At 63.2% G+C, this 24,358-nt stretch carries 24 protein-coding genes and 2 pseudogenes; 12 read left to right on the top strand and 14 right to left on the bottom strand.

Translation table 11 applies throughout. The features are described 5' to 3' along the window. Positions 1-34: 34 nt before the first annotated feature. The 5 genes from EPL01_RS11740 to EPL01_RS11760 all read right to left on the bottom strand — a co-directional run bounded on the left by EPL01_RS11740 (position 35) and on the right by EPL01_RS11760 (position 4,892). On the bottom strand, positions 35-754 hold the full coding sequence (locus EPL01_RS11740) for a fumarylacetoacetate hydrolase family protein (RefSeq protein WP_135825462.1): 720 nt from the start codon (positions 752-754) through the stop codon (positions 35-37). A 71-nt stretch (positions 755-825) separates the two neighbouring features. Continuing rightward, the gene (locus EPL01_RS11745; RefSeq protein WP_135825463.1) at positions 826-1,608 is read right to left on the bottom strand and encodes a DUF7388 family protein; all 783 of its coding nucleotides are present in this window, start codon (positions 1,606-1,608) and stop codon (positions 826-828) included. A gap of 496 nt (positions 1,609-2,104) precedes the next feature. After that, complete coding sequence (locus tag EPL01_RS11750) at positions 2,105-2,710, bottom strand: NUDIX hydrolase (RefSeq protein WP_135825464.1); 606 nt, start codon at positions 2,708-2,710, stop codon at positions 2,105-2,107. 293 nt (positions 2,711-3,003) lie between these two features. Continuing rightward, the gene (locus EPL01_RS11755) at positions 3,004-3,483 is read right to left on the bottom strand and encodes a DUF7109 family protein (protein ID WP_135825465.1); all 480 of its coding nucleotides are present in this window, start codon (positions 3,481-3,483) and stop codon (positions 3,004-3,006) included. Between the two features lie 308 nt (positions 3,484-3,791). Then, on the bottom strand, positions 3,792-4,892 hold the full coding sequence (locus EPL01_RS11760; protein ID WP_135825466.1) for a pyridoxal phosphate-dependent aminotransferase: 1,101 nt from the start codon (positions 4,890-4,892) through the stop codon (positions 3,792-3,794). 94 nt (positions 4,893-4,986) lie between these two features. On the opposite strand from EPL01_RS11760, the gene EPL01_RS11765 reads away from it, so the two are divergent. From EPL01_RS11765 to EPL01_RS11775, 3 genes are all read left to right on the top strand, one after another. Next, positions 4,987-5,343 carry a nuclear transport factor 2 family protein gene (locus EPL01_RS11765; protein WP_135825467.1) on the top strand — a complete coding sequence of 119 codons (357 nt, stop codon included), beginning with the start codon at positions 4,987-4,989 and terminating at the stop codon, positions 5,341-5,343. A gap of 256 nt (positions 5,344-5,599) precedes the next feature. Continuing rightward, positions 5,600-6,115, top strand: a complete 516-nt coding sequence (locus EPL01_RS11770; RefSeq protein ID WP_135825468.1) for a CinA family protein — start codon at positions 5,600-5,602, stop codon at positions 6,113-6,115. 453 nt (positions 6,116-6,568) lie between these two features. Further along, complete coding sequence (locus EPL01_RS11775; RefSeq protein WP_135825469.1) at positions 6,569-7,051, top strand: metal-dependent hydrolase; 483 nt, start codon at positions 6,569-6,571, stop codon at positions 7,049-7,051. Between the two features lie 20 nt (positions 7,052-7,071). On the opposite strand, the gene EPL01_RS11780 is transcribed toward EPL01_RS11775, so the two are convergent. Then, the gene (locus EPL01_RS11780) at positions 7,072-7,830 is read right to left on the bottom strand and encodes a PHP-associated domain-containing protein (RefSeq protein WP_135825470.1); all 759 of its coding nucleotides are present in this window, start codon (positions 7,828-7,830) and stop codon (positions 7,072-7,074) included. A gap of 101 nt (positions 7,831-7,931) precedes the next feature. Between EPL01_RS11780 and EPL01_RS11785 the strand changes: the two genes are divergently transcribed. The 3 genes from EPL01_RS11785 to EPL01_RS11795 all read left to right on the top strand — a co-directional run bounded on the left by EPL01_RS11785 (position 7,932) and on the right by EPL01_RS11795 (position 11,954). Further along, the gene (locus EPL01_RS11785) at positions 7,932-9,593 is read left to right on the top strand and encodes a long-chain fatty acid--CoA ligase (RefSeq protein ID WP_135825471.1); all 1,662 of its coding nucleotides are present in this window, start codon (positions 7,932-7,934) and stop codon (positions 9,591-9,593) included. Positions 9,594-9,982: 389 nt separating this feature from the next. Further along, positions 9,983-11,137, top strand: coding sequence for an acyl-CoA dehydrogenase family protein (locus EPL01_RS11790; RefSeq protein ID WP_135825472.1), 1,155 nt, complete (start codon positions 9,983-9,985; stop codon positions 11,135-11,137). Positions 11,138-11,291: 154 nt separating this feature from the next. Then, entirely contained in the window at positions 11,292-11,954 is a 663-nt protein-coding gene (locus tag EPL01_RS11795; protein WP_135825473.1) for an HAD family hydrolase, read from the top strand. Positions 11,955-11,996: 42 nt separating this feature from the next. On the opposite strand, the gene EPL01_RS11800 is transcribed toward EPL01_RS11795, so the two are convergent. Continuing rightward, a complete protein-coding gene (locus tag EPL01_RS11800) occupies positions 11,997-14,063 on the bottom strand; it encodes an ABC transporter substrate-binding protein (protein WP_135825474.1) in 2,067 nt (688 codons plus the stop codon). 198 nt (positions 14,064-14,261) lie between these two features. On the opposite strand from EPL01_RS11800, the gene EPL01_RS11805 reads away from it, so the two are divergent. Beyond that, positions 14,262-14,567: a DUF7565 family protein gene (locus EPL01_RS11805; protein ID WP_135825475.1), complete on the top strand. Its 306-nt coding sequence runs from the start codon at positions 14,262-14,264 to the stop codon at positions 14,565-14,567. Positions 14,568-14,622: 55 nt separating this feature from the next. On the opposite strand, the gene EPL01_RS22605 is transcribed toward EPL01_RS11805, so the two are convergent. After that, complete coding sequence (locus EPL01_RS22605) at positions 14,623-14,763, bottom strand: hypothetical protein (protein WP_168215891.1); 141 nt, start codon at positions 14,761-14,763, stop codon at positions 14,623-14,625. Between EPL01_RS22605 and EPL01_RS22610 the strand changes: the two are divergent. After that, positions 14,743-14,835: pseudogene (locus tag EPL01_RS22610) on the top strand (hypothetical protein); the annotation flags it as partial. The gene EPL01_RS22605 and the pseudogene EPL01_RS22610 sit on opposite strands and share 21 nt — an antisense overlap. A 180-nt stretch (positions 14,836-15,015) precedes the next feature. Beyond that, positions 15,016-15,702, top strand: a complete 687-nt coding sequence (locus tag EPL01_RS11810; protein ID WP_246045686.1) for a hypothetical protein — start codon at positions 15,016-15,018, stop codon at positions 15,700-15,702. Between the two features lie 17 nt (positions 15,703-15,719). On the opposite strand, the gene EPL01_RS11815 is transcribed toward EPL01_RS11810, so the two are convergent. Next, positions 15,720-16,298: a GNAT family N-acetyltransferase gene (locus EPL01_RS11815; protein WP_135825477.1), complete on the bottom strand. Its 579-nt coding sequence runs from the start codon at positions 16,296-16,298 to the stop codon at positions 15,720-15,722. A gap of 106 nt (positions 16,299-16,404) precedes the next feature. Here EPL01_RS11815 and EPL01_RS11820 point away from each other — a divergent pair, with 106 nt between their 5' ends. Further along, positions 16,405-18,087: an acyl-CoA mutase large subunit family protein gene (locus EPL01_RS11820; RefSeq protein ID WP_135825478.1), complete on the top strand. Its 1,683-nt coding sequence runs from the start codon at positions 16,405-16,407 to the stop codon at positions 18,085-18,087. 684 nt (positions 18,088-18,771) lie between these two features. Here EPL01_RS11820 and EPL01_RS11825 read toward each other — a convergent pair. The 3 genes from EPL01_RS11825 to EPL01_RS11835 form a co-directional block, all read right to left on the bottom strand. Next, entirely contained in the window at positions 18,772-19,518 is a 747-nt protein-coding gene (locus EPL01_RS11825; protein WP_135825479.1) for a twin-arginine translocation signal domain-containing protein, read from the bottom strand. A gap of 4 nt (positions 19,519-19,522) precedes the next feature. After that, entirely contained in the window at positions 19,523-20,251 is a 729-nt protein-coding gene (locus tag EPL01_RS11830; protein ID WP_135825480.1) for a hypothetical protein, read from the bottom strand. 288 nt (positions 20,252-20,539) lie between these two features. Beyond that, on the bottom strand, positions 20,540-21,130 hold the full coding sequence (locus EPL01_RS11835; RefSeq protein WP_135825481.1) for an AsnC family transcriptional regulator: 591 nt from the start codon (positions 21,128-21,130) through the stop codon (positions 20,540-20,542). 68 nt (positions 21,131-21,198) lie between these two features. On the opposite strand from EPL01_RS11835, the pseudogene EPL01_RS11840 reads away from it, so the two are divergent. Then, positions 21,199-21,293, top strand: a pseudogene (locus tag EPL01_RS11840) (four-helix bundle copper-binding protein); the annotation flags it as partial. A 444-nt stretch (positions 21,294-21,737) separates the two neighbouring features. Here EPL01_RS11840 and EPL01_RS11845 read toward each other — a convergent pair. Continuing rightward, entirely contained in the window at positions 21,738-22,859 is a 1,122-nt protein-coding gene (locus EPL01_RS11845; protein WP_135825482.1) for an aminotransferase class V-fold PLP-dependent enzyme, read from the bottom strand. Between the two features lie 252 nt (positions 22,860-23,111). On the opposite strand from EPL01_RS11845, the gene mce reads away from it, so the two are divergent. Then, complete coding sequence (gene mce / locus EPL01_RS11850; RefSeq protein WP_135825483.1) at positions 23,112-23,495, top strand: methylmalonyl-CoA epimerase; 384 nt, start codon at positions 23,112-23,114, stop codon at positions 23,493-23,495. 18 nt (positions 23,496-23,513) lie between these two features. On the opposite strand, the gene EPL01_RS11855 is transcribed toward mce, so the two are convergent. After that, complete coding sequence (locus tag EPL01_RS11855) at positions 23,514-24,212, bottom strand: FAD-dependent oxidoreductase (RefSeq protein WP_135825484.1); 699 nt, start codon at positions 24,210-24,212, stop codon at positions 23,514-23,516. Between the last annotated feature and the right edge of the window lie 146 nt (positions 24,213-24,358).

Here is a 24,358-nt window from a genome sequence, read left to right on the forward strand (position 1 = left end):
GCGGAAAAGGAGGCGGAAATGGCGACCGGACTCTCTACTCCGACTCGACGACCTGATTCCGGAGCGTGCCGACGCCCTCGTAGGTAATCTCGATTTCGTCGCCGGGTTCGACCAGCCCCGGATTGGCGGGACTACCGAAGGCAATCACGTCGCCCGGCCGGAGGGTGAACCGCTCGGAGACGAACGAGACGACCTCGTAGGGGTCGAACAGCATCAGTTCCGTGTTGGCCTCTTGGCGGCGCTCGCCCGCCACGTCGGTCCACATGTCGATGTCGGTGGGGTCCACGTCGGTCTCGACCCACGGGCCGAGGGGTCCCGAGGCGTCGAACGCCTTCCGGGCGGTCCGGCCCTGCTGGTCGAGGGCGTCCACGTCGTTCATCACGGTGTAGCCCCGAATCGCGTCGGAGACCGCTTCGGGGTCGAGATTCCGGCACCGCCGGTCCACGACGGCGGCGAGTTCCCCCGCGTAGGTGAGTTCGTCGGTGAACTCGGGGTACGGAATCGGTTGCTCGTGGGCCAGCAGCGATGCGGGGGATTTGATGAAGAAATCCGGCTCCTCGGGGCGCTCGTACTCCATCTGTTCGAGCGTCTCGGCGTAGTTCCGACCGACGCAGTACAGCGCCGAGGGGTCGGCGGGCGGCAGGAGCCTGCCGTCGCGGCCGACCTCGTAGGTGCCGTCGTCGGCGTAGAGTTTGCCGTCGTCGTACTCGCCGCGGACGGGACCCTCCGGCGTCAGCAAGCGTGCGAGTTTCATGGCTCGGGATTCGGAACTCGGCGGGAAAGGGGTACCGACTCGGCGCGAAACGGGTTCGATTCGGGTCGCTCCTACTCCACGAACTCCTCGATGCCGCGGGCGGGGTAACCCACCACGAGGTCCGCCCCGGCGTCCTTGAGTCGGGCCACGCGCTCGCCGACCTCGTCGGGTCGTCCGACCAGCGCGTAGTCACGGCTCGCGGCCGAGAGGACCTCTCGCGCTCGTCCCGATGCGGCTCGGTCGGTCTCCGCGTCGTCGGGGAGCGCGCTGGCGACGGGGCCTCGGCGGGCGGCGTAGGCTCCCACGGCGTCGAGGATTTCGTCCTCGTCGTCGGTCAGGACCGTGGGCGCGTAGACTGCGAGTTCGCCGTCGAACCCGGCGGCCCGGAGCGCGTCGAGGTCGCGCTCGGTGGACCGAGAGAGGAGTTCGAACTGGGTCGCGCCGGTCGCCAGCGCGAGGCGCTCGACGCCCTCGGTGCCGACCCACGCGCCGGGGTCGCGCTCGATTGCCTCGCGGAGTCGGGGCGCGACCGCCTTCCGGCGCTCGTCCTCTGAGAGGTAGGCGGCGTGGCCCGCGACCGCGACCCGGCCGACCTCCTCGGGAATCTGGTCGTAGCGCGCGTCGTCGCCGAGGGGGTCGAACCCCTCGGCCCTGACGGGCGTGGTCAGCCGAACGTTCTTCCGGCGCGAGAGGTCGGCCAGCGTCTCGGCGTCGGGGAGGTGTTCGGGGCCTTCGTAGTCGATAGCGACTCTGTCGAAGGGCAACTCGACCGCTCGCGCTACGTCGCACTCAGCGGGCTTCAGCGCGGCGGCGTCCAATCCAGTCTCGGCGATGGTCTCGCCAGTGGTCAACATGTGCGAACACCTCCAGTAATAGCGTCTCTTCGTGCGGTTCTACTGCTCGTGCGGAACGCGATCCATCGTCTCTGCGACCATGTAGCCACCTGTTCCCTCGGCAAGTTGAAAAGGGTATCGACGCGGACGATTCTTACCGACTCGACCGACTGACCCGACTCTCGGGTCGCGCTCGGTGGAATCGTCGCGCTCAAGCGCCCAGTTGCGCTCAAGCGCCCGGTTGATTTGATTCCCCGGCGCGTGCTGGCGCGCTCTCTCGTGAGCGCGCCGAACCGCGCGAGGGACGCGGCCGCCTTGCGCGGCCGCGAGGTTGGGGAGGTGTGAGGCTATCGCGGTGTGGAGCAGTTGCGTGGCGGTCGCGGTAGACTCCTGTATTCAACCCTGAAGCTAGCTCTGACTCATTACTGGACCTCAGCAACTCCGCGGGAGAAATAAATAATCCCTATCTTTAGAATACAATCCCACCTCAAAACAATTAAATACGTGTCTCTAAAACTCAATTCCCTTGCCGAATGTCCGCGTCGGGGTCCACCACTCTATCTATCTTCTCGGGCGCGCGCCAGTCCGTCGTCAGTTCCAGCAACTGCACCAGAATCCGAGCCGTCGCGCCCCAGACCGTGTAGCCGCCGACGCGGAAGAAGTGGACGACCGCCTCGCCGTACTGGGGATGCTCGCGGCGCTCGTTCTCGTAGTTGGCCGAGTCCAGAAACTCCGCGACCGGCAGGACCGCGATTTCGGCGACCTCGCGCTCGTCGGGAACGTACTCCCGGTCGGGGACTCGCGCGACGTAGGGCGTGACGGAGTACCGACTCGTCGTCCGGATGTCGTCGAGGCGACCCACCACGTCGGCCTCGTCGGCCCGGAGGCCGATTTCCTCCTCGGCCTCGCGGAGCGCGGTCGCCCGGAGGTCGTCGTCGCTCGGTTCACGGCTGCCACCCGGAAAGCTCATCTGCCCGGCGTGTTCGCCGAGGTGGTCCGCGCGCTTGGTGAACAGGAGGTAGCGGTCGCCCTCGCGCTCCACCACGGCGGCCAGCACCGCCGCGTCGTACTCCTCGTCTCCGATTTCCCGCGGGACGTGTTCGGCCACGCGACCCAACTCCATACCTCATCCTCGTACCCCGGCGTCTTAATTCGTCGGTCCTCGGGTTGCGGTACTACGCAGATACACCGCCAGAGTAGCGACCGCAACGTCCTCGAACGCCATCACACGCGGAATCGCAGAAGTAGATGGAACAGTACTGTTCTCGAAAGCCCTCGCGGACCTCGCGGTCGCCCTTTCAGTCCGCCAGGTCCGCGGAAGGTCTACTGGGCGAAACTTGTCAGTTGGACCACCCGGCGGAACTAGCAGTCGGTCCAGCGTCTCGCGCACCCAGTCGGAAGCCGCGCTGTCTCGTCCTACTCGAAGGCCCGGTCCAGCGTCTCGCGCACCCGGTCCGCCTCGACCGGTGCCCATGCTTCGAGGTCGTAGCTCACGTCGAGGAGTTCCTGAGCGCGCTCGACGTCCCCCGCGGCGGCGATGGTGCGGGCCTCCTCGTGCAGGCGCTCGGCGACCGACTCGCCCAGTCCCTCGCGGTCCAGTTCGCGGTCGGGCACGTCGAGGATGTGGGGCAGGTCCTCGCCGTTCTCCGGCACCGTTGGGAAGGCCGCCGGACCGGAGACGAGGAGCGCCTCGGCGTCGTGGTCCTCGCCATCCCCGTCGGCTTCCACGAGGTGATAGTCCTCGACCGCGGCCTCGATTTCGGCCGCGAAGGCCTCGCGCTCGACTTCCGTGCCCTGCTTGAACGCGAGTTCGACCAGCGCCTGCTCTAACTCCTCGCGGGTGAGGCCGCCGAACAGGTCCACCACCCCGGCGAGTTCGTCCTTGGTGTCGCTCATTGGTTGTCGAAGGGTCCTCGCGGGGGCTTAGTTGTTCGGGAACCGTCGCGTTGGCTCTCTTCTCGCTCCGCCGCGCTCGCACAGAACTGCGTGAGTGCGGCAGGGTCGCTCACGCCAAGGTTGAAATACGAGGGCGTGACGAACCCCCACCGGACGTTTCGCGCAGTTGCAGGCAGATAGCTGGCGAGTCAGTCAGCAGTGTCGTCTCGCGGTGTCGCCGCCCACAGACGGCGTCACCGCCTTACCCTGTAACTGCCAGTCCGACTAATCCGAAAGGACGGAGCCAATCCGACAGCGGAGAGCGACAGCTACGCGAAGTAGTCGGCCAGTCGCTCGGCGGCCTCCTCGACGCGGGGCGAGACGAGCGCGAAGCGAAGCCAGTCGTCGTGGGACTCGCCGAACGCCTCGCCGGGCATCCCCGCGACGCCAGCCTCGTCGATGAGTTTCTCGACGTTCGCCAGCGTGCCGGGGAAGTCGGGGAACCGCGCCAGCACGTAGAACGCGCCGTCTGGCGAGGAGTAGTCAGCACCCGCCGCGTCGAGCGCATCGGTGAACGTCTCGACGCGCTCTCGCAGGAGTTCGCGGTTGGCCTCGTAGTAGGCCGGGTCGGTGTTCCGGAGCGCGTGGAGGACCGCGTACTGGCCGGGCCGCGTAGTGGCGACGTTGGTGAGCATGTGGCGGGTCTTGGCCACGTCCACCAGCGACTCGGGGAAGACGGCGTAGCCGACCCGGAATCCGGTGATTGCGAACGTCTTCGAGTAGGAGTTGGTGACGACCCGGTGGTCCGAATCGAAGGATAGCGCCGAGGTGAACTCCCCGGAGAAGTCGAAGTGGTCGTACACCTCGTCGCTCACGAGGAGCGCGTCGTACTCCTCGGCGATAGCCACGAGTTCGCGCATGGTCTCCTCGTCGTAGACCGCGCCCGTGGGGTTGTTCGGCGTGTTGACCACGATTCCGGCCGTCTCGTCGCTGGCGGCCGCTCGGACTTTTTCCGGGTCGAGCGAGCCGTCCTCCTCGGTATCGACGTACGTCGCGGTTGCGCCGAGCATCGTCGTCTTGCCGGGGTAGTAGGGATAGACGGGGTCGGTGAGGACGAACTCCGAGCCGCGTTCGCGCTCCAGCGCCCGAGCCATGGCGAGGTAGTTAGCCTCGCCACCGCCGTTGGTCACGATGACCTGCGACTGGTCGACGTTCCGGCGCTCGGCTATCTCCTCGCGGAGCGCCCGAAGGCCCTCGCTCGGCGGGTACTGGAAGTCGGCCCCGCCGAGGTCGGCGTACTCGTGAAGCCCCTCGCTGATAGCGTCGGGCGACCCCCAATCGGGGTTCCCGCTCACCATATCCACGACGTCTCGGTCGGCGTCGGCCGCGTACTGCATCACGTGGAAGAACAGCGGTGTGTCGTAGTCCATGAACGGAGGGTCGGACCCCGAGAAGGTCTTTCTTTCGTTCACTCGGACTTGCCACCCCCGAAAAGAACTACCGGGAGGCCGACGAGTTCCGACTATGACCAATGCAAATTCGGACGCGGTCAGAGACTACTACGACTCCATCGACGCCGAGGAGTACGAGTCGATCTTCGCGCTGTTCGCCGACGACGTGACCTACGAGCGTCCCGGCCAGTCGAACCTCTCGGGGATGGACGAGTTCCGCGAGTTCTACCTCGAAGACCGACCGCTGGAGGACGGGAGCCACGAGGTTCACGACCTCGTCGCCGACGGCGACACCGTGGCGGTCCGCGGGGAGTTCTCCGGCGTACAGGGCGGCGAGGAGGTCTCGTTCGGATTCGCCGACTTCCATCGGTTCGACGACGATGGCAACATCACCGAGCGGTGGACCTACACCGACCGCGACGAGGTATAGGCAACTGGTTTCGCTCGGTGGACCGACCGCCATTCCTGGTGGACTGAAAGGGCGACCGCCGGAAGACAACCCGCGTCTTCCGAGATCACGTTCGCTCCACTCACGTGACTGCGAACCGCGCGAGGGCGTTCGAGGACGTTGCGGTCCATCTGCTTCTGCGGTTTCGAGACTCCCATCGCTGTTCACGTGACGAACCACAACACACCGACACCCAGAACCCCGCACCTTCATTCGCCTTCGCCTCGTCTCCTCGACCATGCGAGAGTACGCCGAGGAGCCACCTGTCGAGGAGCGCATCGGAGGCCCACTCCGCGAGGCCGACCAGACAGTCGCCGTCGCTGAGTCCTGTACGGGCGGTCTCATCGGGTCGCTGTTGACCGACGTGTCGGGGTCGAGTGACTACTTCGACCGGAGTCTCGTCACCTACTCCTACGACGCCAAGTTGCAGGAACTCGGCGTCCCCCGCGAGGTCTTGGACGAACACGGTGCGGTGAGCGAACCCGTCGCTCGCCAGATGGCCCGCGGCGTCAGAGACGGGGCCGGAACCGACTGGGGCGTGGCGACGACCGGCATCGCGGGACCGACCGGCGGGACCGAGGAGAAACCGGTCGGGACGGTCTTCATCGGCGTGGCGTATGCGTGCGACTGGGGCACGCAGGAGTCGTATTCGCTCGTCTCGCGCTACGAGTTCGACGGCGACCGGCGCGAGATAAAAGAGCAAATCGCCCGGCAGGCGCTTCGGGACGTGCTAGACGAGGTGAAATCGAACTGACGACGAAATTGGGTTATCAGAGCTAAAGATGCCCACACAATTGTTTTAACATCCTATATATTGCTTAGGGGGTTTCTAGTTGTCTGGTTGCCGCGAGAGATGTGGTGGTTTAGAAAGCCCCCGACCGGTCGCGGTCGCTGAACGACATATCCGACGGACGTAGTTGCGTCGGATAGCGGTCGTTCAGACGACCGGGCGTTGCGCGACCGGTCGGCCCCTTTCAGTCCACCCAAACCGGTGGTTGACGACACCGATCGCATCCCGGTGGAAAGTCCCATAGGCGCATCCTGGCGGTTGGTCGGTCGAGCGCGTCCTCGTGGTTTGACCTGCCGAGCGCGCTCGGTTCGTCCCCACGCCAAGAAAATCACGGAAGCGCAAGACGCGCGTCAGACACCGGAGGGAAAACCTTGAGTCGCCACCGGATAAGGAATCCGATATGACCGAGGCCAAGCCATGAACAAGGAGGGCCACGTTCTCAACGCGGTCTTGCTGAGTATCGGACTGGGGTACGTCTTCCACCCCTCAGGCGACGTGCCCACCTTCCGAGCCATCGCCGAGATTTCGGTGCCGGTCGTCCTCGGCGCGCTGTTTCCCGACGTGGACACCGCCTTCGGCAAGCACCGAAAGACGCTCCACAACCTGCCCGTGCTGGCGGTCATCTACGCCTACCCCGTCTTCTTCGACAACCTCCACTTCGTCTGGATCGGCGTGGCGACTCACTACGTCCTCGACGTGCTGGGGAGCAAGCGCGGCATCGCGCTGTTCTACCCCTACGAGAAGGAGTACAACCTCCCGTTCGGCGTCCCGGTCTCCAGCAAGTGGGCGACCGGCGTCACAGTCGCGGTCACCGCAGTAGAAATCGCGCTCGTCGCCGTCGTCGTCCACTTCGACCTGCCGATTCAGGACCTCTCGGCGTCGGTCGCGGGGCTGATTTAGGAGACGTCCTCGGACCAGTTTCAGTACACGCCCTCGAATCGGTCGTCGTAGGCGATGTGGTCGGGGTGAGTCGGTTCGGTCCCCGAGAGGAGCAGGCGGTCGATTTTCTCGTAGGAGTTCTCCCATCCGAGGTGCGCGAACTCGGCGGCGCACCGCAGTTTGTGACGCCACCCCGAGCGGTGGACGATTCTGCGCGAGACGCCCTCTCTCAGTCCCGCGACCAGTTCGTCCACGCTGTCGAACGACTGCTGGAACTCGGTCCACGCCTCGCCGACCGACCCCCGGAGGTGGGCGTACGAGGAGGTGAACGTCGGCAGGTCGAACTCGGCGGCCAGTTCGCGGGCCCGCCGGTTGTGATGCGGCCAGTGTTTGGGATTGTAGCCCTCGACGGCGTCGATTCGGTCGCGGTAGGCCGCCAAATCATCGGCGTTCAGGCTGACGTTGAGAAACTCCGGGTGGGGCGCGAGGACCGCGGCGTCCTGTCGGTCGAACTCGGCCAGCGCGTCTTCGAGCGTGATGAAGTCCGGAACCGGGTCGTCGAGGCCGACCGCGAGGACGTGCTTGCGGTTCGACCAGTCGCCCGTGAACACCTCGCGGGCGGGCACCACCAGCAAGTCGTCGTCGGAGAAGCGCGCGGCCGTCTCGCGGGCGTCCGAGAGTCGAGTGAAATGGGGCGCGTAGACGATAGCGTCCAGTCCGCGGGCCTTCGCTCGCTGTACTACTCGCTCGTCCAGCACCTTCACGTGGAAATCGACGCGGAACGACTCGCCCCCTGTCACGTTCGGATGTTGCCACACCCACCGGTTAACGATTCTGATTCGCGGAGTTTTGGTTGCGTGACTGTAACAAACAATAAGGTGTCGAAGCGCGGACAAGGCGTATGGGTGGAACTGACCCCACGCTTCGACCGTTCCTCTGGCGCGCCGAGAAACTGTACCCGGACACCGAAATCGTCTCGCGGACCGGGCGAGGCATCGAGCGATACGACTACGCCGAGTTCGGCGACCGGACGGCCCAGTTGGCCAACGCCCTCGACGCGGCGGGCGTCAAATCGGGCGACAGGGTGGCGACGTTCTGCTGGAACCACCACCGCCACTTCGAGACCTACTTCGGCGTGCCCAACTCGGGCGCGCAGTTGCACACCATCAATCCCCTGCTCCCGGACCACCACATCGAGTACATCGTGGAGAACGCGGCCGACCGCCTCATCTTCGTGGACCCCTCCTTAGTCGAGAAACTCGAGGGACCGGCCGACTCGGAGGCCTTCGACGGCGTCGAGCAGTTCGTCGTGATGGGCGAGGAGGTCCCCGAAACCTCCCTCTCCCCAGTAACTGACTACGAGTCGTTCGTCGCCGACGAGTCCGCCGAGTACGACTGGCCGGACCTCTCGGGCGACAGTAAGGCCGGGATGTGCTACACCTCCGGCACCACGGGCAAGCCCAAGGGCGTCGAGTACACTCAGCAGATGCTCTGGTCGCACACGATGGCGACCCTGACCCCGCAAGGTCTGGAATTTGACGAATCGGACGTCATCATGCCCGTGGTGCCGATGTTCCACGTCAACGCGTGGGGGATGCCCTACTCCGCGACCGCGGCGGGAGCCAAGCACGTCTACCCCGGTCCCGCGCCGGAGCCTGCGGATTTGGCCAAGCTCATCGAGGAGGAAGGCGTCACCTTCACGGCCGGGGTTCCGACGGTCTGGCTCGGCCTGCTGGAATACCTCGAGGAGAACGACGCGGACCTCTCGTCGCTCGAAACCATCGTCATCGGCGGGAGCGCCGCGCCCGAGGCGGTCATCCGGCGCTTCGACCAAGAGTACGACGTAGACGTCCTCCACGCGTGGGGCATGACCGAGACCGCGCCCATCGGGACTGTCTCGCACCTCAAACACGAGATGGAGGACTGGGACGACGACGCGCGCTACGAGAAGCGCGGCAAGCAGGGCCTCATCGTGCCCGGACTGGAGTTCAAGGTCGTAGACGACGACGGCGAGGAGGTCCCGTGGAACGGCGAGGATTTCGGCGAACTCTACATCCGCGGCCCGTGGGTCACACAGTCGTACTTCGAGCGCCCGGACGCCAACGAATCGGACTTCGACGGCAACTGGCTCAAGACCGGCGACGTGGTGACGGTGGACACCGAGGGCTACGTCAAAATCGTGGACCGCGCCAAGGACGTCATCAAGAGCGGCGGGGAGTGGATCTCCTCGCTCGAACTCGAAAACGCGCTGATGGCCAACGACCACGTCGCGGAGGCCACGGTCATCGGCGTGCCCCACGAGCGCTGGCAGGAGCGCCCGGTCGCCTTCGTGGTCCCGGTCGAAGGTGCCGACGAGGAGGACCTGCGCGAGTCCCTCATGGCCTCGATTCAGGAGGAGTACCCGCGCTGGTGGGCACCCGACGAACTGGTGTTCATCGACGAGGTCCCCAAGACCGCGACCGGGAAGTTCGACAAGAAGGTCCTCCGCGAGGAGTATAGCGACGAGTCGCTGGTCGAAGGCCGGGTGCCCGAAGAGGCCGCGCCGGACGAGGAAGGGGAGTAAGTCGAGAACTCGCTCTGGCCGACTTCGACTGAGAACTCCCTCTAACAAACCTCCGGCGTCCGGCGCGCGGAGATGCGCGCAGAACTGCGTGCATCCCTCGCGCGAGGGACGAGCATCGCAGGGAGCGAAGTCCTGCTGAGCGTAGCGAAGCAGGGCTCGGAAGACGCGGTTTGTCTTCCGGTGCGACCGAGAAGCGCAGGAGGTTGGGGAGGTGTGAGGTTCGCGGTCGCGGTGCGGTGCGGGGACTCCTCGGCTCAAGCCTGAAGCTAGCTTCTTCCTGACTTTCGGGTTCGCTTCTTTCGACTCGTCCCAATTCACACGTCCACTCAAAACTCCGACTTTCTCAAACCAGCCCCGAAGTATATCCTCGCGCGGCCCTTGCATACCCCATGGAACTTCTTGCAGACGACATCGTGCCAGAGTACGCCCGAGAAGTCAAACACGAGGCCCGCGAGTTCGCCGACGAGTACATCGCGCCAAACGCCGAGGAGCGATTCCGGAAAGCCGAGTACCCCCACGACATCCTCGAAGCAGGCCAAGACGCCGGACTCGTCGCCCAAGACATCGGCGAGGAGTGGGGCGGTCGGGGCCTCGACGTGGTCGAGATGCTCGCCGTCGCCGAGGAGTGGTTCCGCGCCGACGCGGGCATCGCACTCTCGCTCCAGTTGGCCAGTTTCGGCGCGGAAATCGTGGAAGCCCACGGAACCGAGGAACAGAAAGAGGAGTACCTCCGACCGGTCGCGGAGGGCGACCAGATAACGGGCCTCGCGGTCTCTGAACCCGACACCGGGAGCGACCTCTCGGGGATGCAGACCACCGCCGAAAAGGACGAAGATTCGGGGGAATGGGTCCTGAACGGCGAGAAGTACTGGATAGGCAACGGGGTCGAGGGCGACTGGCTGACGGTCTACGCCCGGACCGGCGACGACGAGGACAACCGCTACGGCAACCACTCGCTGTTCATCGTCCCGACCGACGCCGAGGGGTACGAGGCCGAACACATCCCCGAGAAGATGGGGATGCGCGCCAGCAAGCAGGCCCACATCGTCTTCGACGACTGCCGGGTCCCCGACGAGAATCTGGTGGGCTACGAGGGCGCTGGCTTCATGCTACTGGCGGAGTTCTTCAACAACGGCCGGACCGTCGTCGCGGGCCACGGCCTCGGCCTCGCCGCCGCGGCAATCGAGGAGGCGTGGGAGTTCGTCCACGACCGCGAGGAGTTCGGGCGGACCATCGCGGACTTTCAGGCGGTCCAGCACGGGCTGGCCGACATGCGCATGGAGTTCGAGGCCGCCCGGGCGCTGACCTACCGCGCCGCCGAGAAGGTCCGCGACGGCGACAACGCGGGCCTCTGGGCCGCGATGGCGAAGACGAAGGCGACCGAGGTCGCCACCGACTGCGCCGAGCAGGGGATGCAGTTCCACGGCGGGCGCTCGATTCTGACCGACCGCCGAATCGCTCGGGTGTATCGGGACGTGCGGATTCCGGTGGTCTACGAGGGCGCGAACGAGATTCAACGGAACCTCATCTATAGACAATCGTAGAGAAGTATTTTAGACTCCTATCCCTACGTTTAGGAATTGTATTTGTTTCTCCTCCTGCGGGAGCTTCCCTGTCGGCTGTTTCACCGAGCGACTGCCACAAATTACCACACCAACCGGACCTTTTTCCCGAACGCCCGAGAACCCCTCCCAAACCATGCAAGCGGTCTTCTTCGACCTCGATGGAACGCTGGTGGACCTCCCCGAGGACTTCGCCGCGGTCTTCGAGCAAGCCCTGCGCGACCACGACCTGCGCGCCGACGCCGAGCGCCACGAGTGGTTCACCGAGGCCCTGCTCGACCACCTCGGCGAGTGCCGGGGCGACCCCTACCGGGCCGCGATGGCTGATTTCTGCGCCGAGTTCGGCCTCGACGCGCCGCCCGAGGAGTTGGCCGAGAGCTACGTCGAGCGCGAGGTCGCGGCGACCGCGCTCCGGCCCGGCGTCCGCGAGGCCCTCGACGCGCTCAGAAGTTCGTCAGTCGCGCTCGGCGTGCTGACCAACGGCGGGTCGCGCGCCCAGCGCCGGAAACTCGCCCGCCACGACATCGCCGACGAGTTCGAGGCGGTCGTCGTCTCCGGCGACGTGGGCGCTGGCAAGCCCGACGCCGAAATCTTCGGGGCCGCGAGGGAGGCGATTCCGGCCGACGAGCACGTCTTCGTCGCCGACGACCTCGAACGCGACGTGCTTCCCTCCCGAGAAGCCGGGTTTACCGGGGTCTACCTGTCGGAAGCGGAAGAATCAGAAGAACTAGGAGACGCGACCGGCCGCGCCGACGGAGTCGCCTCCTCGCTCCGCGAACTGCCCGCGCTGCTCGGGTAGCGTCCGTGCTTTTCGATGGCTACCGCACCTGCTGTCGTTGGATCAGTTGTTGCCACCTCCGCCACCGCCGCCTCCGCCGCCGGTCTGGTGGACCTGCATCATCTGGACCGAGAGGTTCGCGGCACCCGGACCCGGAATCTCCGGGACGAATCCGGCGAAGTCCGAGGAGTTGACCGGCCACATCAGTTGGTCGTAGCCCATCACCATGTACGGGTAGTCCAGATAGATGCGCTCGACGGCCTTCCGAGCGATTTCGTTGCGCTCGTCGGCCTGCATCGTGGTTCTGGCCCGCGAGATGAGGTCGTCGGCTCCCGCGTCGCCGAGTCCGTACCCCATCGCGTTGTTGAGTTGGGTCGTGGTGTTCTTCTGGTCGTACCCGCCCTTCTCCGAGTGGTCGTCGGCGTTGTCCGAGTGGAAGATGTTGTACAGCGTCCCGGTAGCGAACGGCGAGAGGTCGCTCCACCCCATCGGGTAGACGTCGAAGTCCTCCTGTGAGTAGACCCGACCGAGCATCGTGTTGAACGTCATGACCTTCGTGACGGCCGGAATGCCGAGTTGCTGGAGCATGTCCACCCAGCGCGTCGTCATCTTGGCGAGTTTCGGCGTGTCCTTGGCCGGGTAGACGAACACCTCCATCGGCCCGCCCATGATTTCGGTCATGGTCTTGCCGTTGACCCGAATCTCCTGTTCGACGCCGTCCGTCTGGCGCAGGACCTTCGACTGGACCGGCCCGAAGCTGTAGTCGTGCTTGCCCTTCGACTGGCCGCCCGTGACGCCGGTTATCGTGCCGGGGTACTCCTTGCCGACGTAGGTGCCCGAGTTGCCGTCGATGACCTTTCCTTCCGTGAGGAACTGTCGAATCCCCTCGTAGTCGGGAATCCCCGGTTCCTTCTGGCGGAACTCGAAGGCGTTGGTCGCGGGGTCCTCCAGCAGTTTCACGTTGTCGCCCGCCGTCTCGGGCCGGACCGCCGAGTAGCCCGGCGGCATCACGAAGTCGCCCATGTACTCGTAGCCCTGCTGGAGTCGCTGGGTCCAGAAGTAGTCGTCGAACGCCATCGAGGTCGCCTGCCGGAAGGTGGCGTCGTCCAAGGGCACCCGGCGCATGTTGTAGGCGAAGTAGCCGAAGCCGGTGTCGTACCCCTGCACGAACGACTGGCCCTCGTTCTTCTTGACCTTCGGGATGTTGGCGACGTTGATGGAACTGTAGAGGCTGTCGATGCTCCCGCGCAGGAAGGCCTGCTGGAGCGCCGAGTCGCTCCCGAATATCTTGAACCGCACCGCGTCGAGGAAGGGTCCGCCCGCCGTGAGTTTGTCGACCTGCTCGCGCCAGTCGAGCGTCCCCAGCGGGTAGTCGTCGCGGAACTCGACTTCGATTGCGGTCGATTGCTCGTACCGCGTGACCGTCCCCGGCCCGATTCCGACGGGACCGTCGTTCTGGGCTGGCGAGTACTGGCGGTAGTCGCCGACCTCCGACCAGATGTGCTGGGGCAGAATCGGAATCGCAAGCTGGTTGCTCGCGTAGGTTCCGATGGGCTTGCTGAGCTTCATGTGAACGTCCCAGTCGCCCTGCGAGGCCTTCTCGACCGACTTGATTGGCTTGATGGTCGAGGCGTAGCGCCCCGGCTCCTGCTCTTTCATGTAGTTGTACGTGAAAACCACGTCCTCGACGGTGAGCTCCTCCCCGTCGGTCCACGTCAGCCCCTCTCTGACGTTGAAGTACACGTCGGGTTGCGGATTCGCCTGCCCCTCGGGCACCTCCACGGTCCAGTCCGTGTAGACGTTCGGCCGGACCTCGAACTCCACCGGGTCCACCGCGGTCCCGCCCTGATAGACGAGGTCCAGAATCGCCCACGAGTACGCCGAGGAGGTCGAGAGCGGGTTCAGTCCCTTCGGCTGTTGGCCCATCCCCATGACGAAGATGCCGCCCTCTTGGACGTTCTGGGCGTCCACGTCCGCTGGCTCCGTTATCATCGAGTCCGCCGTGTCTCGGTCTGCGTCGGGCTCCTCGGCGTCCGCCGCGCCGGGAAGCGACACCGCGACCGCCCCCGCTCCGCTTGCTTGTAGGAATCTACGCCGACCGGTTTTGAACTCTGGGTTGTCCTCACCCATGGAGGGAGCTAGCCAGTCACACGGAAGAAACCAACGGATATTAATAAATAGGCTTGCATTGATTCGGCCGTCCGGTGGTCGGGAACGACGATTCGGCGTGGTTGGGGTGCTGGTGGTCGGAGTGGTCCACCCCGTATTCGACGCGCGCCCGACGCCGAGGCGAAAGGTTTTATCAGGACCCTCCGACCATCCGCGTACATGACCGATTGGGAGTGCGGCATCGACAGTTGCGGCGAGGCGTTCGAGAACGTCGAGGAGGCCATCGTTCACCAGACGACAGACCACAAGCGCCGGGAGTGCAAGGTCTGCGGCTCGGTGGTCCCCGACGGCTACTTCGCCATCCGGCACGCCTTCAACGAACACTCGCGGGCCGAGTACGTCCGGGCCTACGGCGCGAGCGCCGCCGAGGTCCGCCAGCGAGAGCGCGTCCGCGACGCCATCGAGGACGAGGCCGACCTCCAGCAGGTCGTGAACCGACTGGACGAGGTCACGGGCGGCCTCTGAGGACGACGGAAGAGTTTCAGACACCGGGAGCGACCGAGTTTCTGACCTCGGATTTTCACCGCTTTCGCGGCGACTCGACTGCGTTCGCGCTGACTCGACGGAGCGTGTCCGCGTCGGCGCGCGCAGAAAAGCCATCTACGACGCCGAACAGCACATCGACGAGGCCCTCGGCGAGATGGCCGAGGAGGTCGAACACGACGAAATCGCAACCTACGGGAGCCTCGCCAAACTCGCCGACAAACTCGGCTACCACGACGCGGGCGACCCGCTCCACGAGAACCTCGAAGAGGAAGCGGAGTTCCTCGACCGACTGGTCGAACTCGCCGAGGACTACGATTACGACCAGTTGACGTGGACGACGTTCGGTTGTCGGAGGAATTTGCGATTTTTGGTTTTGTTCGTCGGTCAAATCGATACCATTTTTTCGGCTGGTTGTAACGTAGCGGACATGAAGCGCCGAGATGTACTGGCTAGCGTCGGTTTGGCGATGTCCACGAGCGGTTGTATGGGGCTTCTCGCTACGAAATGCGAACCGGGCGAGGACGAATTTGCGACGCTACAGGACGAGATAGACCCTGACCGGAACATCGATGTCTCTGTCAGAGGCGTCGTCGTCAAGTTCATTGACGGTAACATGGTGCTCCACGACGGAACGGGATTGGCTGAAACAACAGCGCCGGGATGGAAGGAATTCAACGAAGACTGGTTCCAGCGCGGGGACTGCGTGAAAATATCCGGACTCCTCGATGGAAGCTACAGTTTCTCGACCGGGCGACTCCGCATCTCGACTTCGTCGGAGGAAGAAATCGAGACAGTCGGCGATGCCAAACGCGAACCGCCGACTATTCCTGACAAGCCCAACGCCACGTTCGACCTCGATTACCGGCCAGCCGAGAAGGTCGCAGTTGTCAGCCACACGGAGGGTGAGTCGATACCGGCCCGTCAACTCGAAGTGCGCCGACTCCACAACGAGGAGATTTCGACCTACCCGTGGTACGAACTGACCGAGAAAGCACCCGACGACGAGGTGTCAGTCGGCGACTCTCTCGAGTTCGAGAAGACTGGAGACTTGAGTCTCATGTGGCGTTACAACGAGTACTGGACCAAGGATATGGATGTCCGTTGGTCGTTCTGACCGAGACGTGGGCTAAACTACCCGGTATCGTACTTGTAGGTCGCGCTGTTCGGGTCGATGCCGAAGTCCTCGGCCGACTCCTCGGGTTCGGGTTCCTCCTCGTGGGGCTGGGCGCTCTTGAACCGCTCGCGGAGGCGGTCGGGCATCACGAACCGCTCTACGCTCAGCGCCATGCCGACCGCGTCGGGGTCTAACTCCTCGCGCTTGGTTTCGAGGCGTTCGCGGAGTCGCTCGGGCAGGTCGCTGCTCTCGACCCCGCGGAAGCCGAACTGCGCGAGGTAGTCGGTCGCGCTCGTCAGCGCGTACACCACCTCGAACCCCTGGTCGCGGGCCTGCTCGACCAGTCGCTCCACGACGTGCGCGCCGACCCCCTGTCCGCGCCACGACTCCAGCACCCCGATGCTGGTGAGTTCGCACAGTTCCTCCTCGTCGGTCTTGTGGATGCGGATGCGGCCGAACCCCGCCTTCTGGCCCGAGGTCTCGTCGATGGCGACCACGTAGTCGCGGGAGCGGAACGCGGTTTCGTCGAGACCCATCGCCTCGATGTGGTCCAGCAGCCAGACCTCTTCCCTGTTTTTCGCGTCCCGGACGTACATGGGAGAGAGTTGGCCGTCTGAAGATAAAAAGGTGTGGCGCGAGGGGTCCCCGGCGTCAGAAGCAATCCGCCAATTGTTAAGACAAACCCGCCCGTCCGCCTACGTAATGTTTGACTCGGACGACCTCGAGGAGATACGCGAGGCCCGCGAGGAGTGGGACGAGGAGACCGTCGGCCCCACCGTCGAGCGCTTCGGCGAGCGCAAAGAGGAGTTCACGACCGACACGGGCGGCCAAGAGGTAGACCGCATCTACACGCCCAACGACGTGGCGGACTTGGACTACGACGAGGACCTCGGCTTCCCCGGCGAGGAACCCTACACGCGCGGGGTGTACTCCACGATGCACCGCGGGCGGCTCTGGACCATGCGCCAGTACGCCGGGTTCGGCACGCCCGAGGAGACCAACGAGCGATTCGAGTACCTCATCGAGAACGGGTCGTCGGGCCTCTCGATGGCGTTCGACCTGCCGACCCAGATGGGCTACGACTCCGACGCCGACATGGCGGCGGGCGAGGTCGGCAAGTCCGGCGTCGCCATCGACTCGCTCCACGACATGGAGACGGTCTTCGACGGGATTCCGCTGGACGAGGTCAGCACGTCGATGACAATCAACGCGCCAGCCTCGGTCCTGCTGGCGATGTACATCGCGGTCGGCGACAAGCAGGGCGTCGACAGGGAGGAGCTTCGGGGCACCATCCAGAACGACCTCCTGAAGGAGTACGTCGCGCGAAACACCTACATCTACCCGCCGGAACCCTCGATGCGCATCATCACCGACATCTTCGAGTTCTGCGCCGACGAGACCCCGAAGTTCAACACCATCTCCATCTCGGGGTACCACATCCGCGAGGCCGGAGCGACCGCGGCACAGGAACTCGCGTTCACGCTCGGGAACGGCATCGAGTACGTCGAGGCCGCGATGGACGCCGGACTCGACGTGGACGACTTCGCGCCCCAACTCTCGTTCTTCTTCAACGCGCACAACAACATCCTCGAAGAGGTCGCCAAATTCCGCGCGGCCCGCCGGATGTGGGCCAAAATCATGGAGGAGCGATTCGACGCCCAGAACCCCAAGTCCAAGCAACTCAAGTTCCACACCCAGACCGCGGGGTCGACCCTGACCGCCCAGCAAGTGGACAACAACATCGTCCGAGTCGCGTATCAGGCCCTCGCCGCGGTGCTGGGCGGCACCCAGAGCCTCCACACCAACGGGAAGGACGAAGCCCTCGCGCTCCCGACCGAGGAGAGCGTCCGGACCGCCCTCCGGACCCAGCAGATTCTGGCCCACGAGTCGGGCGCGGCCGACACCATCGACCCCCTCGCCGGGAGCTACTACATCGAGAGCCTGACCGACGACGTCGAGGACGAGGCCTTCGACATCCTCGACACGGTCGACGAGAAGGGCGGCATGTTGCAGGCCATCGAGGACCAGTGGGTCCAGCGACAGATTCAGGACGTGGCCTACGAGCGCCAGCGCGAAATCGAGGAGAAAGAGCGCATCATCGTCGGCGTCAACGAGTTCGAGGTCGACGAGGAGCCCGAGGTGGACATTCAGGAGGTCACCGAGGAGGAAGAACAGAAGCAGATAGACCGCCTGAACGCGGTCAAGGACGACCGCGACGACGAGGAGGTCGAGGCCAAACTCGACGCGCTCCGCGAGGCCGCCGAGGGCGACGAGAACCTGCTGCCCTACATCATCGACGCGGTGAAGGCCTACGCGACGGTCGGCGAAATCTGCGGCGTCTTCCGCGACACCTTCGGCGAGTACCGGCCCGGCGCGGCGGTGTAGTGACTTAGTTCCCCGGTCTGGCTATCACCTTCTCGGACAAACTCCGACCTACTTGGAGTTCGTCTTTGTTATCCCTACTATGGGAAAATAAACATATTATATTTCACAGCAGTATTTTAATTGTAAGCTTTTCGTAGAGGAAGATTTATTCACAGGGAAAATCTAATCACTTATTGTATGTGGATAAACGAACGATTAGCACATCGAAGTACGGAATCTTTGATTTTCTTGTGTCTCTGTGTGAGCGTTGCACTCACGGTCATGTATATCGGCACGTGGAGTTTTGTCGGCCAAGGCAACTATCTGTTCCTGATACTTGGAACCTATGCAATTCTTGCCGTTTTCCTAGTATTACAGCTATTCCGAGCCACACGTATGGATGAGTGGTCAGCCAGACTCGGTTCAGTCGGAGTCGTTATCGGATTCGCCACGACTATTTTTCTCGGTCTTCGTCCAAGACCAGCGTGCTTGGATGTAAGTCCGTGTTTAAGTGGTCTTAGTCCGCATCTCTTCCAGTTGGCGTTCGGAATCGGTGTTGTGACGATTTCGCTGTTCTTGGACCTTCGGGACAGTATGACCGGGGGTAAATTGTAAGTTGCTCTGCCTTCTAAACTGTGTAGTAAAGGCTAGTTTCGGAAGAAAAAGCCGACTTGAACGAAAGGAGTTCTGTGCGAAATCTCGTTGCTATTCCTGTGCTACGTCCCCTATCAATAGCTTCTCGATCTCAAGTCTTCCATGATTTCGCACATGAACCTCCGGAACTGCATCAACCTCGAAATGCACCGGTTCTGTTGGCGGGGATTCACCGGAAGACGGCACGCCGCTATGTTGTCTAGTTGAGTCTGCATCCATTAATCGTTGCGCGGTTAATTTCGCCGCCTTACTGCGGAAGCGATGACTGTTCGCCTGTTGCGTTCCGATATTGGCCGACTCGTTCAATACGATGCCATCCCCGCTTTTTCTGAGTTGAACCGCTGGGCTCCGTATTTCTCTATCCAAGGTGAGAGAATCCACCTGTCGCGCTCCAAGTTCTGGATTCAGACGAAGGTATTTCTCCGTTTCTCCCCACATTTTTCGAGAGAAAGGCTTAATACCATCAGATATCACGACTACATTCCTATCTTCGACTATTTTTACTTCTTGTTTGGAAGCAGTGGGAGTCAGTTGGAGACGGTTGCCCCCGACGTGATAGGAAGGAGGTGAACACGTCGCACTGAGCGGCGGGATGAGATCGTCACCGTTTGGTATTCCGTCTGGAAGTCTATACCCCGTCTTTACTTCTAAGACAAGCGGCTTACCACCGTTAGATTCGGAGCGAACAGTTTCACTGAAGACGACTGGACCGGCTGCTGCTCCGGCCGTCTTAAGGAAGCTTCGCCGACTTGTCAAACTATCCGTCTCTGCTTCATCTTTGCGATTGTTGTTGTCCATTTTATTACTTAAGAGTGTTAATAGTTTCTTTGACACCCGTTTTCGTACAAGAAGTCAGCGTTTCGTTGTAGACACCAGAAACATTAGGGTAGTCTGTTGCACAGCCGTCATTTAACTCACCGTCGTGACGTCCGTGAGTGTCTTCATAGCTCGTACAGAGAGGACTTGAGTCACCGGCTCCACTCAGAATAGTACCGAGGTCGTGCTGTCTGTGGCCTCCATTATTATAGTGCTCAGACATCTTTCTGACCGCAGTGTTATCGGAGTCGATAATGGTGTGTAATGCCTCGTGCGACGAAGCATTTCGAATCCACGGTCGAATGGAGCCGCAACCCAGAATTGTACACCGGTCGTTCACGAGTGCGCTTCCACTTTCTGACGTTGGTACTTCCGCATTCCCCGAGGCAAACCCTGCGGCTGCGAGGAAATGGACGCCGTTCCATGAAATGCCCTGATTATCAAGCCAACTTCGGAAATTGGTTCTGTAGTCCTTTGCACCATTACCGTCAATGTGCGGGTGACTGTAATCGATGAGTATTTCCGCGTAGTCAATTATCCCATTATTCACTAGTTGGTCGGCCATCCCCTTCAAACCTAGGTACACGTCGTTTTTCTTAGCGCTTTTTTCGCACAGCGAATCCTGTACACTAGTATTGGGGTATTCATAAATACTCAAATTGCGATACTCATTCGATGAAAGACTTCCAGTACTGTATTCTTCTACGTATCCCATCGCAATTTACACCTTGCCACCCCCATACTATAAACTTTCTGCCTAGCTTATACTAATCATATCAAAGGCGAGAATAATCTGCCCGGTTGAACGACTGAAGTGAGCGAACAAGAAAGTTGGGGAGGATGAGGCGCTGGTGCCCTCCACCGAAGAGAGCGGGAACAAGAGCGCATCATCGACGCGGTGAAGGCCTACGCGACGGTCGGCGAAATCTGCGGCGTCTTCCGCGACACCTTCGGCGAGTACCGGCCCGGCGCGGCGGTGTAAACTCGAACTCTTTCCAGTCTTTCAGGCCGCCTCTTTCAGTTCCTCGTATCGCTCCCGAAACAGCGACTCGCAGGACGTGCAACACATGTGGTAGCGCCGGTCGTCCATCTCGACGGTGACGCCGCCCTCGTGAACCGGCTTGCCGCACTCGGCGCATTCGAGCGCGAGGTCCGCGCCGTCCACGTTCGGTTGCCACGACGACTCGGCCACCTTCCGAATCGCGTAGTCTTCGAGGGAGTCAGGGTCGAGGGCCTCCTCGAAGAGGTGGCGGAGTTCCCGGTCGTCCATGTGGCCGTAGGCGACGATTCGCGGGTCGATGGCCCGGACGACGTGTTCCACGAAGTCGAACTCCCGGAGCGTCTCGGCCACCTCGTCGCCGCTCCCCGGCCGGGCGTCGATTTCGAGGACTACTTCGTCGCCGGTCGCCAGCACCGAGCGGTCCAAGTCCAGCGTGAACCCCCGAATCACGCCGAGTTCTTCGAGTCGCTCGACGCGGTTCGAGACGCTCGGGGCCGACAGGCCCACCTCCTCGCCGATTTCCTTGTAGGAGCGCCGGGCGTCCTCCATCAGCAGTTGGAGGATTTCGGTGTCCGTGTCGTCGAGTTCGGTCATTAGAGCGTGTACACCCTCCAGCTGTAACAGTCTTTTCGGGGTTTCGAGAACCTCGCGCGAGGGTTCCCGACGAGTGCGAACAGCACGACCCGACAACTGTCAGGTCTGCGCCGAGGTGCTTCGGGAGTGCGCCGAGAGTTGCCGGACGATGGCGAGCGCCTAAGCGGTCCCCGAATCAGCGTTCCGTTCTTGCTTCTTCTCAGAGCCGACTGACCAGTTCGCCCACTTCGCCTCGAGTGTTAGTGAGTCAAACGACGGTCGGCAAAATCTGCGACGTCTTCCGCGACGTGTCCGAGGAGTACAAGTCCGGCGCGGCGGTCTGACCGTGGTTCGCTGTTTTCCGGCACGACTGTTCGATAACTGGACTCCGCATAACAGCCCCCACTTAATTATATCATAAATAATAGTTAGTAAAATATTTATGCGCACTTTGTTTAGATTATTTTGGAGGTGAATCAGAGTATGTTCTTTGTGGTTCCGTTCGACAATACGACGTGCGCTCCGTATCGTGCCGGATGCTGAATAGGTCCGAACGAGTATCGTCCCGACGAATGTTCCCGGTTGCCCGGAATCGGCCGGGTAACACAGTATTTCAGTAGTCGAGCTTTCACAGATACCCGGCTAGTTCGTCCACGTCGTCCTCGGTATTGAAGACGTGAATCGACGCCCGGACCGCGTTCTCGGGGTAGGGAAGCGCCCGAATCTGAATCCCGTCGTCGGCCAACTCCTCCACGAACGCCTCGGGATTAGGGTCGTCCACGGCGAACGTGACGAGGCCCGACTCGTACTCGCGGGGACTCAGCAGCCGAGCAGACTCGGCGTCCGCGATGCCCACCTTGAGTCGGTCGGTCAGGTTCTCGATTCGGCGCTGAATCGCGTCGTAGCCCACGTCCTCGATGGTTCGGATGGCCTCGGCGAGTCCAGCGTAGGGCGCGGGCGAGACGGTGCCGACCTCCAGTCGGTGCGCGCCGGGTTCGTAGGCGTACTCCTCGGCGTTGGGGTCCTCGACGCTCCGGTAGCCGATGTGGGCCGGTTCGAGGAGGTCCTCCGCGCCGGGGCTGACGTGGACGAACCCCGCGCCGAAGGGGCCGAGGAGCCACTTGTGGCCCGCGCCCGCCGCGAAGTCCGCGCCCCACTCCGAGAGGTCGAGGGGCATCTGGCCGGGCGACTGCACGGCGTCGGCGAGGACGAGCGCGCCAGCGTCGTGGGCGATTTCCGAGACCTCCTCGACCGGGAGGCGCGTGCCGTGAGTCCACGTCAGCGAACTCATGCAGACGAGTTTGGCGTCCTGTACCGCGTCGGCCATCGCGTCCATGTCGAGGCGGCCCTCCTCGGTCTCGACCACCTCGACCTCGACGCCGTGGCGCTTCAGGCGCTTCCACGGCAGGATGCCCGAGGAGTGTTCGAGGTCGGTCCGGACCACGGTGTCGCCGGGTTCCCAGTCGAGCGCGGCCGCGACGCGATTGATGCCGTCGGTGGTACTCTGGGTCAGCGCGATTTCGCTCGCGTCCACGCCGAAGTGGCCCGCGAGCGTCTCGCGCGTCTCGTCGAAGACGCCGAACGCGCAGGAGTACATCCCCTCCTCGGCGGGCGCGTCGTACTCGTGGCGCTCGACGCACTCCTCGACGGCCTCGACGACGCGAGTCGGACTCGGTCCCGAGGCTCCGGTGTTCATGTAGGTCGTGCCGTCGAGCGCGGGAATCGCGTCCCTGAGGTCGGTCGGGTTCATGGCTTCGAGGTTGGACCGGTTCCGTGAAAAGTGCTGTCTGCGCGGCAAGTAGCGAGGCGACTCGGCGTCGGCGGTCGGAGTTCCGGCAGGCGTGTCGCGTTCTACAATTGTTCTAAATTATTAAAGAAACCAAAATATTTGCTATGAAATTGTATCTCGTTCTTTAGCGGGTCGCTCGACGGCCGGACGCACCAGAAATACCGAGACGGCGGGACCGCCGAAATTATACTCCACACGACCGAACCCCCGCGCATGCACATCGACCACGTCGGAATCGCAACCGACGACGCCGCGGACCTCGCCGAGTTGTACGCTGACCTCTTCGACGCACCTATCGCCCACGAAGAGGAGTTCGACGGCCTGCGAGTCCTCTTCCTCGAATTCGGCGACAGTTACTTCGAACTGCTCGAACCGCTCGAAGGCGGGACCGTCCAGCGGTACCTCGACAGCAACGGGCCGGGAATCCACCACGTCGCCCTCGAAACCGACGACATCGAGACCGCTCTCGACACCGCCCGAAGTCACGGCGTCGAACTCATCGACGACGAACCCCGGCCCGGCGCGTGGGGCCACGACGTCGCCTTCCTTCACCCCAAATCGACCGGCGGCGTGCTAATCGAGTTCGTCGAACACTGAGCGACCGGCGGTTTTTGGCTACTCCGAGTCCGGCGCGGGACCGAAGTTCTCGGTCTTGGCCTCGTCGGCGTCCACGCTGACCGCGTCGAGCGCGGCGGTCGCCCGGTCGAGGAAGTCAGCGAAGCCGTAGACGAACGTCTGGCCCTGCGCGTCGGCGAGGACTTCGAGTACCTCCTCGTTGCTCACGTCGTCGGTAATCACGACCGTCGCGCCCGCTGCGGCGAGGGCAGTCAGGCGCTGCTCGTGGGCGGGGTCGGCGTCCTCGTAGACCACGGTGACGGTCGCGCCCTCGTCGCTGGCGCGCTCGCCGATGCCGACCGCGGGGCCGACGCCCGGCCCGCCAGCGAGGACGACGACGCTCTCCTCGCCCTCGTAGAAGGAATCGCCGTAGGGTCCGGCGACTTCGACTGTCTCGCCGGGTTCGAGGTCCGCGAGGTAGGGGCTGAGCGACCCCTCGGGGTCGATTTCGACCGTCACCTCGAATGTCTCCTCGGCACCGTCGGACTCGTCCGACGAGCCTCCGCTTGCTTCGCTCGCGGAGACACCGGGCGACGAGAGGGTGTAGTGGCGCGTGACCTCCTCGCCGTCCACCGTCGCGGCGAGTTGCACGAACTGGCCCGGCTCGGCGTCGAAGCCCGGCGGCGTCTCCAGGGTCAGCGCAATCGTGTCCGTTCCGACCGACTCGACCGCTCGAACCGCGACCTCGGTTCCGTCCATACTCCTCGGTTGTCGGGGCGCGAGTAAAGACGCTACGACTAGTCGCTCGGATTGGGCGAAAATAACACGATTTTAAACGGCCGAGACGGCGTGTAATCCGGCAAAAAACGCGGGACAATTTTTACAGGGTTTATAACCCCCCGCGG

Origin of the sequence: Halorussus ruber (assembly GCF_004765785.1) — an archaeon.
GTDB lineage: Archaea > Halobacteriota > Halobacteria > Halobacteriales > Haladaptataceae > Halorussus > Halorussus ruber.